This window comes from Streptomyces sp. NPDC043746, from assembly GCF_056436485.1.
The window spans coordinates 160,115-174,765 of record NZ_JBWKCM010000002.1; the positions used below are offsets into that span (position 1 = coordinate 160,115).

The 14,651-nt window shown below is 69.7% G+C and carries 14 protein-coding genes and 1 tRNA gene; 13 read left to right on the forward strand and 2 right to left on the reverse strand.

The annotated features are described in order from the left end of the window. Positions 1–55 precede the first annotated feature (55 nt). Positions 56–2,800 carry a penicillin acylase family protein gene (locus AC0682_RS02810; RefSeq protein WP_478530619.1) on the forward strand — a complete coding sequence of 915 codons (2,745 nt, stop codon included), beginning with the start codon at positions 56–58 and terminating at the stop codon, positions 2,798–2,800. A 54-nt stretch (positions 2,801–2,854) separates the two neighbouring features. Here AC0682_RS02810 and AC0682_RS02815 read toward each other — a convergent pair whose 3' ends face one another. Further along, a complete protein-coding gene (locus AC0682_RS02815) occupies positions 2,855–3,472 on the reverse strand; it encodes a 5-formyltetrahydrofolate cyclo-ligase (RefSeq protein WP_478530620.1) in 618 nt (205 codons plus the stop codon). Between the two features lie 93 nt (positions 3,473–3,565). Here AC0682_RS02815 and galU point away from each other — a divergent pair, with 93 nt between their 5' ends. The 11 genes from galU (at position 3,566) to AC0682_RS02870 (ending at position 12,971) form a co-directional block, all read left to right on the forward strand. Then, positions 3,566–4,468: a UTP--glucose-1-phosphate uridylyltransferase GalU gene (galU, locus tag AC0682_RS02820; RefSeq protein ID WP_478530621.1), complete on the forward strand. Its 903-nt coding sequence runs from the start codon at positions 3,566–3,568 to the stop codon at positions 4,466–4,468. Positions 4,469–4,472: 4 nt separating this feature from the next. Then, positions 4,473–5,786: a molybdotransferase-like divisome protein Glp gene (glp, locus tag AC0682_RS02825; protein ID WP_478530622.1), complete on the forward strand. Its 1,314-nt coding sequence runs from the start codon at positions 4,473–4,475 to the stop codon at positions 5,784–5,786. A gap of 95 nt (positions 5,787–5,881) precedes the next feature. Further along, entirely contained in the window at positions 5,882–6,406 is a 525-nt protein-coding gene (gene moaC / locus AC0682_RS02830) for a cyclic pyranopterin monophosphate synthase MoaC (RefSeq protein WP_478530623.1), read from the forward strand. Then, positions 6,403–7,074 (forward strand): MogA/MoaB family molybdenum cofactor biosynthesis protein, encoded by a 672-nt coding sequence (locus tag AC0682_RS02835; RefSeq protein ID WP_478530624.1) that lies wholly within the window; start codon positions 6,403–6,405, stop codon positions 7,072–7,074. Before moaC ends, AC0682_RS02835 begins: the two co-directional genes overlap by 4 nt. A 17-nt stretch (positions 7,075–7,091) precedes the next feature. Continuing rightward, the gene (locus tag AC0682_RS02840) at positions 7,092–7,733 is read left to right on the forward strand and encodes a GNAT family N-acetyltransferase (protein WP_478530625.1); all 642 of its coding nucleotides are present in this window, start codon (positions 7,092–7,094) and stop codon (positions 7,731–7,733) included. Positions 7,734–7,895: 162 nt separating this feature from the next. Beyond that, positions 7,896–9,119, forward strand: a complete 1,224-nt coding sequence (gene sepX / locus AC0682_RS02845; RefSeq protein ID WP_478530626.1) for a divisome protein SepX/GlpR — start codon at positions 7,896–7,898, stop codon at positions 9,117–9,119. 86 nt (positions 9,120–9,205) lie between these two features. Then, positions 9,206–9,279: transfer RNA gene (locus AC0682_RS02850), tRNA-Ala, on the forward strand. Between the two features lie 394 nt (positions 9,280–9,673). Further along, a complete protein-coding gene (locus AC0682_RS02855) occupies positions 9,674–11,128 on the forward strand; it encodes an RHS repeat-associated core domain-containing protein (RefSeq protein ID WP_478530627.1) in 1,455 nt (484 codons plus the stop codon). Between the two features lie 86 nt (positions 11,129–11,214). Then, on the forward strand, positions 11,215–11,538 hold the full coding sequence (locus AC0682_RS02860) for a hypothetical protein (protein WP_478530628.1): 324 nt from the start codon (positions 11,215–11,217) through the stop codon (positions 11,536–11,538). Between the two features lie 259 nt (positions 11,539–11,797). Then, positions 11,798–12,079 (forward strand): hypothetical protein, encoded by a 282-nt coding sequence (locus AC0682_RS02865; protein ID WP_478530629.1) that lies wholly within the window; start codon positions 11,798–11,800, stop codon positions 12,077–12,079. An 82-nt stretch (positions 12,080–12,161) separates the two neighbouring features. Then, positions 12,162–12,971: a hypothetical protein gene (locus tag AC0682_RS02870; RefSeq protein WP_478530630.1), complete on the forward strand. Its 810-nt coding sequence runs from the start codon at positions 12,162–12,164 to the stop codon at positions 12,969–12,971. A 594-nt stretch (positions 12,972–13,565) separates the two neighbouring features. Here the strand turns inward: AC0682_RS02870 and AC0682_RS02875 are convergent. Further along, positions 13,566–13,916 carry a hypothetical protein gene (locus tag AC0682_RS02875; protein ID WP_478530631.1) on the reverse strand — a complete coding sequence of 117 codons (351 nt, stop codon included), beginning with the start codon at positions 13,914–13,916 and terminating at the stop codon, positions 13,566–13,568. 272 nt (positions 13,917–14,188) lie between these two features. Here AC0682_RS02875 and AC0682_RS02880 point away from each other — a divergent pair, with 272 nt between their 5' ends. Then, positions 14,189–14,638, forward strand: coding sequence for an SRPBCC family protein (locus AC0682_RS02880; RefSeq protein WP_478530632.1), 450 nt, complete (start codon positions 14,189–14,191; stop codon positions 14,636–14,638). The last annotated feature ends 13 nt before the right edge of the window (positions 14,639–14,651 follow it).

The following is a 14,651-nucleotide window of genomic DNA, read 5'->3' on the forward strand; positions in this document are numbered from 1 at the left end:
GCGCCTATGGTTGCTCCTGCACTCCCAGGACCACCCTGCCCCTCGAAGGACAGCGATGCCCGCCAATAAAACCGACTCTTCCGCCCGTTCCGACGCGAAGAAGCCCGGTAGGAAGAAGGGGCGCCGCGTCCGCCTTCTCCTGTTCGTCCTGGTGCTGGCGCTCGTCGCGGGTGTCGGGTTCGGCGCCTACTGGTCCGTCTCCACGGTGAGGGCCTCGTACCCGCAGACCACCGGGACGATCACGCTCGAAGGCCTCTCCGGCGACGTCGAGGTCAAGCGGGACGCGTACGGCGTTCCGCAGCTCTACGCGGACACCGACGCCGACCTCTTCCGCGCCCAGGGCTTCGTGCACGCCCAGGACCGCTTCTGGGAGATGGACGTACGGCGCCATATGACGGCGGGCCGGCTCGCCGAGATGTTCGGCTCCGGCCAGGTGGAGACCGACGCCTTCCTGCGCACGCTCGGCTGGCGGAAGGTCGCGCAGGAGGAGTACGACAAGGTCCTGGACGGGGAGACCAAGAAGAACCTCCAGTCGTACGCGGACGGCGTCAACGCGTATCTGAAGGGCAAGGAAGGCCGGGACATCTCGGTCGAGTACGCGGCGCTCGGGCTGACCAACGACTACAAGCCCGGCGAGTGGACCCCGGTCGACTCCGTGGCCTGGCTCAAGGCGATGGCCTGGGACCTGCGCGGCAACATGCAGGACGAGATCGACCGTTCGCTGCTGACCAGCCGGCTCGACCAGGCCCAGATCCGGGACCTGTACCCGGACTACCCGTACAAGACGCACCAGCCGATCGTCGACCGCGGGGCGGTCTCCCCGGTCACCGGGACGTTCGACCCCGACGCCGCCCCGTCCGGCACCATCGGCTCCGCGACCGCGCAGGGTGCCACCGAGGGCCTGAACACCCAGCTCTCCGCGCTCGCCGACACTCTGGACACGATCCCCGCCCTGCTCGGCCCGAACGGCAACGGCATCGGGTCGAACTCCTGGGTCGTCGGCGGCAAGCACACGACGACCGGCAAGGCGCTGCTGGCCAACGACCCGCACCTGGCGCCGATGCTGCCCTCGCTCTGGTACCAGATGGGCCTGCACTGCCGGGAGGTCTCCAAGACCTGCCAGTACGACACCGCGGGCTACACCTTCTCCGGGATGCCCGGTGTCGTCATCGGCCACAACAAGGACATCGCCTGGGGCCTCACCAACCTCGGCGCGGACGTGACCGACCTCTTCCTGGAGAAGGTCTCCGCCGACGGCTATCTGTACGACGACAAGGTGAAGCCGTTCGTCACCCGTGAGGAGACCATCAAGGTCGCGGGCGGCAAGGACCGGAAGATCACCGTCCGTGAGACGAACAACGGACCCCTGGTCTCCGACCGCAGCAAGGAGCTGGACAAGGTCGGCCAGAAGGCCCCTGTCGGCAACTCCGCCCCCGACCGCGCCGACGGTTACGCCGTCGCGCTGAAGTGGACCGCGCTCCAGCCGGGCAAGTCCATGGACGCGGTCTTCGCGATCAACCGGGCCAAGGACTTCACCACCTTCCGGGCCGCAGCCAAGAACTTCGAGGTCCCCTCGCAGAACCTCATCTACGCCGACACCGAGGGCAACATCGGCTATCAGGCGCCCGGCACGATCCCGGTCCGCCTCAAGGGCGACGGCACGCTGCCCAGCCCCGGCTGGACCTCGGAGTACGGCTGGGAGAAGGAGCCGGTCCCGTTCGACGAGCTGCCCTACGAGTACAACCCGGAGCGCGGCTACATCGTCACCGCCAACCAGGCCGTGATCGACGAGAGCAAGTACCCCCACCTGCTGACCAAGGACTGGGGCTACGGCACCCGGAGCCAGCGGATCAACGACCTCATCGCCCAGAAGATCAAGGGCGGCGAGAAGGTCTCGACCGACGACATGCAGAAGATGCAGATGGACAACGCCAGCGAGATCGCCGCGCTGCTGGTGCCCGAGCTGCTGAAGATCAACATCTCCGACCCGAGCGTGCGTGAGGCACAGAAGCTGCTGGAGGGCTGGGACTACACCCAGGAGCCCGATTCGGCCGCCGCCGCGTACTTCAACGGGGTCTGGCGCAACATCCTCAAGCTCGCCTTCGGCAACAAGCTGCCCAAGGAGCTGCGGGTCAAGGGCGACTGCATCAACGTGCCGCCGGCCAGGAACAGCGGCCCGGCCGACCAGCAGAAGAAGCTCGTGCGCGAGTGCGGCCAGCGCGACGGCGACTCCGCCCAGCCCGACGGCGGGGACCGCTGGTTCCAGGTGGTCCGCGACATCGTCAAGGACCAGGAGAACGAGTGGTGGAAGGCGCCCGCCCGGGGTCGCGAGGAGGCGCTGGAGGGCCGTGACGACCTCTTCGCCCGGGCGCTGGAGGACGCGCGCTGGGAGCTGACCGCCAAGCTCGGCAAGGACATCTCCACCTGGAGCTGGGGCCGGCTGCACCGTCTGACGCTGACCAACCAGACCCTCGGCACCGAAGGGCCCGACCTGCTCAAGCGGGCGCTCAACCGGGGCCCCTGGAACCTCGGCGGCGGCGAGGCGGCGGTCAACGCCACCGGCTGGAACGCGGCGAGCGGCTACGAGGTCGTCTGGGTGCCGTCGATGCGGATGGTCGTCAACGTGGGGGACTGGGACAAGTCCCGCTGGATCAACCTCACCGGCGCCTCCGGGCACGCGTTCAACGCGCACTACACCGACCAGACCGACAAGTGGGCCAACGGCGAACTGCTCGACTGGTCCTTCGGTACCGAGGCGGTCGGCAGGTCCACCGTCGACACGCTGACACTGAAGCCGTAGCCACGAGCGGCGCGGCCCCGGCTGCACCCGCAGCCGGGGCCGCGCCGCTCCGCCTCAGGCAGGAAAGCGCCGGGCTCCGTCCGGGGTGATCGCGGCGTCCACGGGGTGGTCGTGCGGTTCCCGAGGGACCCGCGCGACCACCTCGTTCGCGTACAGGAGCACGATCAGCGCCGGATCGGCCCCGGCCGCCGAGAGCCGGGCCAGCACCCGGTCGTAGCTGCCGCCGCCGCGCCCGAGACGCATCCCCGCCCCGTCCACGGCCAGCCCCGGCAGCAGCACCGCGTCGGCCCCCAGCACGGCCGCGGGGCCGAGCCGGGGCCCGTCCGGCTCCAGGAGCCCGCGCCCGGCCGGCAGCAGGTGCTCCGCGCCCCCGTACACCGCCCAGTCCAGGTCGTTGTCGGCGAGGAGCACCGGGAGCAGCACCCGTACGCCCCGCTCGCGCAGCGCGTCCAGCAGGGCCCGGGTCCCCGGTTCGCGGCCCACGGAGACGTACGCGGCGACCGTCCGGGCGTCGGCCAGTTCGGGGAGCGCCAGCGCGCCGACTGCGAGGGCCGTGGCGGCTGCCGCGACGTCCTCCGTGCTCAGGAGGGCCCGGGCGGCGAGCAGTTCGCGCCGGAGAGAGGCTTTTTCGGGCACCTGTACAGGGCTCTTTCCGGACTTTTCGGTGTTCACCAGAGACTCACATAGTTCTCGTATGGGCATATTTAACGGCAAACCTAGTGGCAGCTCATCTTCTGAGCGTGTGCACCCGTTATGGTGCTCCGCATGACTCAGTCGCCCTCCAGGATCAGCAAGGCCGTCATCCCGGCAGCAGGTCTCGGCACCCGGTTCCTGCCCGCCACGAAGGCCACTCCCAAGGAGATGCTGCCTGTCGTCGACAAGCCGGCCATCCAGTATGTCGTCGAGGAAGCCGTCGCTGCGGGCCTCACCGACGTACTGATGATCACCGGCCGGAACAAGCGTCCTCTGGAGGACCATTTCGACCGCAACTACGAGCTGGAGTCGGCCCTTCAGAAGAAGGGCGACGCCGACCGGCTGGGCAAGGTCCAGGAGTCCAGCGACCTGGCCACCATGCACTACGTCCGCCAGGGCGACCCCAAGGGCCTCGGCCACGCCGTGCTGTGCGCCGCCCCGCACGTGGGCGACCAGCCCTTCGCCGTGCTGCTGGGCGACGACCTGATCGACCCGCGCGACCCGCTGCTGGCCCGCATGGTGGAGATCCAGGAGCGGGAGGGCGGCAGCGTCGTCGCGCTGATGGAGGTCGACCCGGCCCAGGTCCACCTGTACGGCTGCGCCGCCGCGGACGCCACGGTCGACAGCGACGTCGTCCGGGTCACCGGCCTGGTCGAGAAGCCCGCGCCGGCGGACGCGCCCAGCAACCTCGCCGTCATCGGCCGGTACGTCCTGGACCCCGCCGTCTTCGGCATACTGCGACACACCGAGCCGGGCCGCGGCGGCGAGATCCAGCTCACCGACGCCCTCCAGCTGCTCGCCGCGGACGAGAAGATCGGCGGCCCGGTGCACGGCGTCGTCTTCAAGGGCCGCCGCTACGACACCGGGGACCGCAGCGACTACCTCCGGGCCATTGTCAGACTGGCGTGCGAACGTGAAGACCTGGGGCCGGACTTCCGGACCTGGCTCCGCCGTTACGTCACCGAGGAGATGTAACCCCGTGAGCAGCCCGATCTGGTCGGTGGACGAGCATCTGGACGACATCCTCGCCGCGGTGAGGCCGCTCGAACCCATCGAGCTGCAACTGCCCGACGCCCAGGGCTGCGTCCTGGTCGAGGACGTCGTCGTGGAGGTGGCCCTGCCGCCCTTCGATAACAGCTCGATGGACGGTTACGCGGTGCGGATCGCCGATGTCGAGGGGGCGAGCGAGGAGTTCCCCGCCGTCCTCACGGTCATCGGCGATGTCGCCGCGGGCAGCGCCGGGCTCGCGGACGGCCAGGTCGTGGGGCCGGGGCAGGCCGCCCGCATCATGACGGGCGCCCCGCTGCCCGCCGGGGCGGAGGCCGTGGTCCCGGTCGAGTGGACGGACGGCGGTACGGGCGAGGGCCCGGCCGCCGCCATGCGCGCCCACTCCGACGCGCCGGAGGGCGCCACCGGCGAGGTCCGCGTCCACCGGGCCGCCGAGGCCGGGGCCCATGTCCGCAAGCGCGGGAGCGACGTCAGGCCCGGAGATCTGGCCCTGCGCGCGGGCTCGATCGTCGGCCCGCCGCAGATCGGGCTGCTCGCCGCGATCGGCCGCTCGACCGTCGTCGTACGGCCCCGCCCCCGCGTCGTCGTCCTGTCCACCGGCAGCGAGCTGGTCCAGCCCGGCGAGAAGCTGACCGGCGGCCAGATCTACGACTCCAACAGCTTCGCGCTCACGGCCGCCGCCCGCGACGCCGGAGCCATCGCCTACCGGGTCGGCGCGGTGACCGACGACGCCGAGACCCTGCGCGCCACCATCGAGGACCAGCTGATCCGCGCGGACATCGTCGTCACCACGGGCGGCGTCAGCGTCGGCGCGTACGACGTCGTCAAGGAGGCGCTCTCCTCCGTCGGGGACGAGGACGAGCCGGGCAGCGGGATCGAGTTCCGCAAGCTCGCCATGCAGCCGGGCAAGCCGCAGGGCTTCGGCTCGATCGGCCCGGAACACACCCCGCTGCTGGCCCTGCCGGGCAACCCCGTCTCCAGTTACGTCTCCTTCGAGCTGTTCGTCCGCCCCGCCATCCGGGCCCTGATGGGCCTGACGGACGACCTCCACCGCCCCATGGTCCGGGCCCGGCTGAGCGCCGACAAGGCGCTGACCTCGCCCGCCGGCCGCCGCCAGTTCCTGCGCGGCAGGTACGACGAGGAGACGGGCACCGTCACCCCCGTCGGCGGCTCCGGCTCCCACCTGGTCGCCGCTCTCGCTCAGGCGGACGCGCTGATCGTGCTCCCCGAGGAGACCACCTCGGCCGAGCCCGGCACGGAGACGGACGTGATCCTGCTCCGCTGACCGCGACCCGGTGCGGGTACTATCTGCGGCCGTGCCTTCCGGAGGAGTTCCTCCGGGCCGGGCCGATCGGCGCCCCTACCGCTAGGCGGAGTGAGTTGAGTACGCAGAACAGGCTGACGCACATCGACGAGGCGGGTGCGGCCCGCATGGTGGACGTCTCCGAGAAGGACGTCACCACGCGCGTCGCCCGCGCGAGCGGCCGGGTCCTCGTCTCACCGCGCGTCATCGAACTGCTCCGGGGCGAGGGGGTCCCCAAGGGAGACGCCCTCGCCACCGCGAGGATCGCCGGGATCATGGGCGCCAAGCGCACCCCGGACCTGATCCCGCTCTGCCACCCGCTGGCCGTCTCCGGGGTGACCGTCGATCTGAGCGTGGCCGACGACGCGGTGGAGATCACGGCCACGGTGAAGACCACGGACCGTACGGGCGTGGAGATGGAGGCCCTGACGGCGGTCTCGGTGGCGGCCCTGACGGTGGTCGACATGGTGAAGGCGGTCGACAAGAGCGCGGTGATCACCGACGTGCGGGTCGAGGCGAAGTCGGGCGGCAAGTCCGGCGACTACCGACGCCCCACGCCGGAGGGCGCCACGGCAGGCCCGACACCGGGGCCGACCGCATGACGCCGCCGCACGGCCCCGGGGCGCCGGGCCAGGAGCAGCCGGGGCAGCGGCAGCCGACGCGCGCGTCGGCCCGCGAGCGGTCGGGCCCGGGGCAGCCGGGGCGGGTGCGGTCCGCACCCGAGCCGGGCCACGACGCCCCCGCGCCCGCCGCCCCCCGCGCACCCGGGCCCGCCCCCACCTACCGCGCCCTCGTCGTCACCGCCTCCAACCGGGCTTCGGCCGGGGTGTACGCGGACAAGGGCGGCCCCCTGATCGCCGAAGGGCTCACCGCCCTCGGCTTCACGGTCGAGGGCCCGCAGGTCGTCCCCGACGGCGACCCGGTCGAGGCGGCCCTGCGCGCAGGCGTGGCCGCCGGATACGACGTGATCGTCACCACCGGCGGTACGGGGATCTCGCCCACCGACGCCACCCCCGAGGCCACCCGCCGCGTCCTCGACCACGAGATCCCCGGCATCCCCGAGGCGATCCGGGCCGAGGGACTCGCCAAGGTCCCCACCGCCGCGCTCTCCCGGGGCCTTGCGGGCGTCGCCTCCCGCACCCTGATCGTCAACCTGCCCGGCTCCACCGGCGGGGTCCGCGACGGCCTCGCCGTCCTCGCCCGGCTCCTGGTGCACGCGGTCGACCAGCTCCGCGGCGGCGACCACCCCCGACCGGGGAGTCCGAGCTGAACATCGCGACCTGGCCGGTGACGCTGACCGACGGCGAGATCGTCCTGCGTCCCATAAAGATGCGCGACCAGCGGGTGTGGCGCGAGGTCAATCGGCGCAACCGCGACTGGCTGCGCCCCTGGGAGGCCACGGTCCCGCCGCCCCCGCCCGGCGGCCCGGTCGCACAGCGGCCCACGTACCGGCAGATGGTCCGCCATCTGCGGGCCGAGGCGCACGCCGGGCGGATGCTGCCGTTCGCCATCGAGTACGAGGGCCGACTCGTCGGCCAGCTCACGGTCGCGGGGATCACCTGGGGCTCGATGTGCTCGGGCCACATCGGCTACTGGGTCGACCAGGGTGTCGCCGGGCGTGGCGTGATGCCGACGGCCGTGGCGCTCGCCGTGGACCACTGCTTCCGCTCGGTGGGGCTGCACCGCATCGAGGTCTGCATCCGCCCGGAGAACGCGCCGAGCCGCCGGGTGGTGGAGAAGCTCGGGTTCCGCTCCGAGGGCGTTCGCCCGCGCTACCTGCATATCGACGGGGCCTGGCGGGACCACCTGATCTTCGCGCTCACGGCCGAGGAGGTCCCCGAGGGCATGCTCCGACGCTGGCGGCGGACGCGGCCGACGGCACCACGGGGTCCGAGCGCGCGTCCGAGCCCGGACGGGCCGACCGAATAAAATAATTGTTCGAATCCGATTGCCGGGTGACCGCAGTGGGTCGCCGTATCGACATCTGTTGATCCGATCAATCACAAAAAAAGTCCGTGATATCAGCCGGATCGTGCGACACACCGGGCCAATTGGCGGATGCCTCCGCGTAAACCCCTCTACGGTGTGAGCGTGAGCAGCAGCGGCCTCATCTACGCAGTCATCGTCGGGGCCTGGGCCGCCTACTTGGTGCCGATGTGGCTCCGCAGGCAGGACGAGCTGAACGAAGCCCGTCCGACGGAACGCTTCAGCACGGCCATCCGGCTGCTGTCCGGACGGGCGGCGATGGAGCGCCGGTACGCCAGGGAGCTGCGGGAGCGCACCGCCGAGGAGGCGGGGCCCGACGTCGACCCGGACGCCGAGACGGACCGTATGGATTCCGTGGACGTCCGGGCCTTTGCCGCGCCTCCGGCGCATACGGAAGCCAGGGTGCATGATCCGGTGCACGCTCCCGAGCGAGCCCCGGGTCCCCAGGCCCCCGACCGCCAGGTGCACGACCGGCGGACGCCCCATCAGCCCCCGGACCAGCGGCAGCCGTCGGACCGTCAGGCGCACGACCGCCGGTCCGGCGACCGCCCTGTGGCAGCCGACGGCCCCCCGGCCCGGCGTCGCCCGCGCACCGGAGCCGCCGACGCCGAGCGGGCCCGGCGAGCCCAGCGCTCCCAGGTCCTGGCGCGCCGCCGACGGACGACGATCGTCCTCTTCCTGGCCTTCACCCTCGGTGCGGTCGTGGCGGCGGTCGGCGGCCTCGGCTTCCTCTGGGCCCCGGCTGTCCCCGCCGTTCTGCTGAGCACGTACATCGTGCATCTGCGTGCCCAGGAGCGGCGCCGGTTCGCGTTCACCATGGACCGCCGCCGGGCCGAGGCCGCGGCACAGCGGCTGCGCGAGAACCGGCCCCGCGGGCACCAGAGCGCCGCTCCGGGCCCCGCGGTGCAGGACGACGACTCCGAAGCCCCTCACCCGGCGCCGGAACCCACCCCCACGGTCTCCCCCCAGGAGGCCGGCCGCCGCGCCCTCGTCGAGCAGACGGACCACGCGGAGTGGGTGGACCAGCAGCGCGACCGCGACCGGGGCCAAGGCGACAGCTGGGAGCCCGTCCCCGTACCCCTGCCCACCTATGTCACCGCCCCCGTCGCCCCCCGGGCCACCGGCGGCGTCGAGGTCGGCGACCCGGAGACCTGGAGCGCGGCCCGCTCCAGCACCGCCGAGCCCACCCGGACGGGCACCTCGCACCCCACGGTGGACCCGGCCCCGCGCCAGCGCACCAACCAGTCCCGCCGCAGCCGCGACCGGGGCCGGACCCCCCTCTTCGACCAGTACGACGACGAGGACCGGCCCCGTGCGGCCAACGAGTGAGGCCCCGGAACTCCGACACCGCTGACCAGCGGAGGAACGGATTTCCAAGCACCCGGGTGAGGGTGCTAGAGTTTCACTCGTTGCAAGGGCCTGTGGCGCAGTCTGGTAGCGCACCTCGTTCGCATCGAGGGGGTCTGGGGTTCAAATCCCCACAGGTCCACAACGCGACTGTTCTTGAGTCAGCTCAGGAACGGTGACGAGATCCCGTCCGATCGCAAGATCGGGCGGGATCTTCGTCGTTTCAGGGGTCGTTCGATGCCTGTTCGGGGTGGTGGATGGCGGCGTGAAGGGGTCCACGTCCAAGGGTTCGCCAGAGGCGCCAACCTCTACGAGCCGTCCCCTCCTCCCCGCTACGACAGGAGGGCACACCCCTTCTCATGATTCGCTGGCCGCTACACCGCCCCTTCCTGTCCGGCCTGGGGCCGGGCGATAGCGAACGTGGCGACCGAGGACCCACGATGCGGCCGTGCCTCACCAGTCGCTTGCGCGTACCACGGATCGTCTTTGCTGCGGCGGTCCCGGCCTTGCTCTCCGGCGGTCGTCCCAACGCCTCGATGATCTCCGTGACGTTCTTGGGGACGCTCACGATGGCCAGGAACTGCTCGATCGCCTTCATGACCTCCCCGGACTTCGCGGCCCGCCGCCCCTTCCTGACCGCCACCACCTCCGCCACCGGCGACGTGGAGCTGCAGTTCGCCAACCTCCACGGTGACGTGGCACTCACCCTCGATACCGCGACGACCACGCCGAAGGTCTTCACCTTCGACGAGTTCGGCCTCCCGGCCGAGGGTCAGGCCACTCAGCGCTACGGCTGGCTCGGCGCCAAGCAGCGCTCCTCCGAGGCTCTCGACGACGTCATCCTCATGGGAGCCCGCCTCTACGCCCCCGCGCTCGGCCGCTTCCTCCAGATCGACCCCGAGCCCGGAGGCAACTCCAACCCGTACGACTACTGCAGCGGCGACCCCGTCAACTGCACAGACCTCGACGGCCACTGGGGCTTCAGCTTCAAGAAGGTGTTCAAGAAGGTCGCCCGCGTCGCGGAAGTGGCCTCCTACATCCCGGGCCCCATCGGCAACATCGCCTCCGCCGTCGGGGCCATCTCCTACGCCGCCACCGGCAACTGGCGCAAGGCCGCGGAGATGAGCGTCGGCGTCGCCTTCGGCTCCGCCGGTCGCCTCGCCGTCAAGGGCTTCAAGGCAGCACGCACCCTGCGTAAGGCTAGCCGCGTCAATCGCACGGCCTCCCGGCCGCGGCGTGCGGCTCGGGCCACCGGATGCTCGACCAGGAAGCGGAATTCCTTCGCGCCGGACACTCTCGTTCTCATGGCCGACGGCGGGTATCTGCCGATCAGCGACATCGTGGTCGGCGACTATGTCGCCGCCACCGATCCTGAGACCGGTGAGACATACGCCGAACCAGTCCTGAATGTGATTGAGGGCTATGGCACCAAGCACATGGTCGAGACCGAAACCGATCTCGACCCGGTCACCCCACCGCTGCAAGCCACGGCGGACCACCCTCTGTGGGTCGTGGGGAAGGATTGGACAAAGGCTGTTGATGTCCGGCCCGGCGACGTGATCGTTTCCTCGTCGGGGGACGAGGTGGCGGTTACGCAGACCAGGAACCTGGGCGAGCTCGAGGATCGTCTTGTCTTCAACCTGAATGTGGGTAACGTTCACACCTTCACCGTTCTTTCTGGTGACGACGAAGTTGTTTCCCATAATGACGGAGTGGCGTGCCCGCACAAGCGGGCGCCGCACACAAAATTTACGCGGAGCGGAAAGGCCAAGGTCTGGGCGGCAAATCTGGTCCGATACTTCGGCAAGAATCGATGCGAGTCGTGCAAGAAGCCCGTTGTGCGCCCCAAGAAGTCAAAGCGTGGCGTGACTCCACCGAGGAATGAAGGCCAAGTGGATCATGTTTACCCCAAGTCCAAGGACGGGGTGGGCTGTCATTGCAACGGTCAACTTCTGTGCCGTGTCTGTAACAGACTGAAGAGTAATCACTAGTATCTTCAGCGTGCTAACCTGGGTGCCTCCGGCCGGAGGCACCCAGGTTAGCTTCTGCGCTTATCGAACAGGGAAGGTCAAGCGTCGTGAAGCGATTCGAAGCGGCCGATGTGCCGGGGCATGCGGAGTGCGCACCCTTCTTCAGTCCAGAACCGGATGATGTCGTGTACGTCTCTAGGAGAGTCATGAAGGGGGAGCCGGTCGCCAGCGTCTGCCTGGACGAGGATGGCGATTGGCAATTTTTCGCCCTTAGTGACAGAAATCGGGCAAGCCAGGGAAGGCCGAAGATCTCTCACTTTAGCCACCTGTTGGCCGGGGATGCGTCACTTGCGGATATGCCGATGATTCCGATGAATCATTGGGCCATGCGTGACGGAGTCGGGCAGGCATGGGAAGTGCTTGCCGGCTGACCCCAGCTTTTCATGATGGGCCGCCGGGCAATCCGACGGCCCGTTTTATCTTACTCTGCAGGTTACGTCGAAGGCTGCGTTGAGATCCCGAGGGACGGCGCTTTCGAGGGCAGCTCAATGGATTTCATGGAAGAAATCAGCGAACGACTCTGAAGCTTCTATAGATCGTCAAGCCGTAGAGCTCGTAACACGATCATGTACGGGTCTTCTTGAGGTGTCTCCAGCAGATGAGGCCGCAGGCGAGGGAGACGATGGCGTCGTGGAGTTCGGTTCGTCGTTCCCAGCGGACGGCGAGGCGTTTGAACTGGTGGAGCAGGGCGAAGGTCTGCTCGACGACGTAGCGGAGCTTGCCCAGGCCCTCGATTGGGAACTGGACCGGGACCTCTTCCGGGACCACTGGCGAGACTTCGTCACCGAGGACGGCGGGCTGTGCGAGGTGGCCGACTCCAAGGGACGGGTGCGTGCCTGGCTGGAGCGGGACACGGACTTCTCGGCGGAGACGTCGCGGCAGGACATGCTGCTCGTCTGGTCCGCCGGGTAGCCGACAGGCCCGACGAGCCACCCGTCTTGGAGGAACAGGCGTGAAGATCGCCCGACGGCGCGAGGGACGGTCCGAAATGTTCGTGACCGACGAATCGTGGGATCCCGCGTACTCCGAGCGGTTCGAGGACGGTACGTGCGACGGGCTGGTCATCGGAGCCCCCACACGCCGCGGATCCGGATCCGTCGTCGACCTCGCCTTCCTGCCCGACGTCCCCGGACTGCGCAGTCTCCGCGTCCTGAGCGGTGTCCCCGACCTCTCCCCCGTGACGCGGTGCGCCGGACTCGTACGGCTGCGTCTGCCCGAGTCCACCACCCAGGAGTTGGACCTGTCCGGCCTCCCGGAACTCCGGGAGTTGGAGGCCCCGTGGCCGGTCGTGGCCCGGTCCCTTTCCGCGCTGACCTCCCTCGACGACCTCGTGCTGCCGGCGTGGAAGGGCGCGTCCCTTTCCGCTCTCGGGCCCAAACCCGCCCTTCGGAAACTCCGGCTCGAAACGGGCCGGAACCACGTCACGGACATGGAAGGCGCCGCGCTTTTCCCGGCCCTCGGCGAACTCCGTCTCTATGACGGCCGACTCGCCCATGCCGAGCTGTTGGCAGGGGCCGCGGCTCTGGAGGACGTGTCCCTGCTTTCCGCGAAGACCGACGCGATCGCCTTCGTCACGGGCCTCCCCCGCCTGCGACGCCTCGAGTTGGAGAACAGCGGCGACATCGCCTCGCTCGCTCCTGTCACGGATCATCCGGCGCTCTGTGAGGTGACCCTCTCCGGTTCGACGCGGGTGGTCGACGGAGACCTCTCGCCCCTGCTCGACAACCCCCGGCTGACCTTCGTCGCGGTCGAGCGCGGCCATGCCCACTACAGCCACGCACCGCGTGAGGTCCGCAAGGGCTGACCAGGTGCCGCCTCAGGGGAGGCCACTGTGGTGAGGTTCGCGGACTTGTACGAGAAGAACAAGAAGCGAGTCAGGGGCATGGATACACCCACAGAAGTCGGCTGCCGTATCGAGCTGCGGGGCGGGAGACTCGGAAAAGCCTCCGAGAAGCTGCCGGAAGTGAGCGCCGAGCGCTCCCGGACAGGCAGCGTTCGAATCGTGCCTGCGTATCGGGGGCGAGGCCGTAGCGCTCCTTTCCGGCTTTCGCGAAGGCAGGCATCGTGCGGAAAACCGGCGAGGTCGTGGCCCAGCACGGTCCGCTGCCACTTCGCCAGGAGGGCGAAGGCCAGCGGCCTGCCTTGCTCCGCGTCGGCGAAGGCCAAGTCGAGGGCGGTCAGTACGCGCGCGGTCCCCTCGCTGTCACGTCCGCCTCGCGTTGCCATGAAGAAATTCCGGAAGCCGTCGCGGGTCGGTGCTCCACGGGCGGGGCATGCGTCGCGCCCGGACGGCCAGGAGATCTCTGTCCGGGTGGGCATCCAGTCGGCAAGGCTGTCCTTCGGTGGGACGGGCCCGGAAGTCATCTGATTCCGCCCACGCCTCTGGCGAACCGCGAGCTCACCGTGTCGATCCCCGGGACGTCAGGTGCGGTCCAACTGCGAATCGGCCGCCGACCGCGTTCTCGACGATGCCCTGGGCCTGGCCCTCGTCGATGCCGCTGTAGGCGAGGAACCATCGGAGGACTTGCATGCAGTGCCCGTACCAGCCGCTCTCGGCCTGGGTGCGGTCGGCCACCACGGTGACCAGGCGGGTGCACGCTCGCTCCCCGTACCAGCGGTCCGTCGAAGTCACCGGGCCGTGCCCCGGCGGAGCCAGGTCCGCGAACCGTTCCGCCAGGTCCTCCGGCCAGCCACGCCACTCCCGAAGGGCCTCGACAACCAGCGGGGCAGTCGCATCCGGGGTCGTCACGGAATGTCCGTCCATCCGGCGGAAACCGGGGCCGGGGGCAGGGGCGCTGCCGGCAGCAGCGGTACGGGCCGTACTCCGGGGAGCCACGGAGCGGACGTCACCAAGCCCGAGCGCGAGCGCCACGGCGCACTCACCGCACTGCCCAGCCCGGCGGTCCGCTCCACCGCCGTAGGGCTGGGCGATGGGCCGACGGGACGATCGGCGGGTGTTCGATGCGTGCCGGGCGGGATCGCGGGCACTCCATGGTGACGTCCCCTATCAAGGAGAGCATCGTGTCGCAGGTTGAAGAGTCCATCGAGGTCAGCGTCCCCGTCAGTGCCGCGTACAACCAGTGGACGCAGTTCGAGAGCTTCCCCCAGTTCATGGAGGGCGTCGAGCGGATCGAGCAGCGTACACAGACCCTGACGCACTGGAGGACGAAGATCGCCGGTGTCGAGCGGGAGTTCGACGCGGAGATCACCGAGCAGATCCCCGACGAGCGGGTCGCCTGGACCAGCGTCGGCGGCGAGGCCAGGCAGGCCGGTGTCGTGACCTTCCACTACATCGACGACCACACCACCAAGATCATGCTGCAGATCGACTACGACCCCGAGGGCCTGGCCGAGACGGTGGGCGACAAGCTCGGCTTCGTCAAGCGTCAGACCACCGGCGACCTGAAGCGCTTCAAGCAGTTCATCGAGTCCCGCGGTGCCGAGACAGGCGGCTGGCGCGGCACCGTCTGACCCTGCTCCCTGT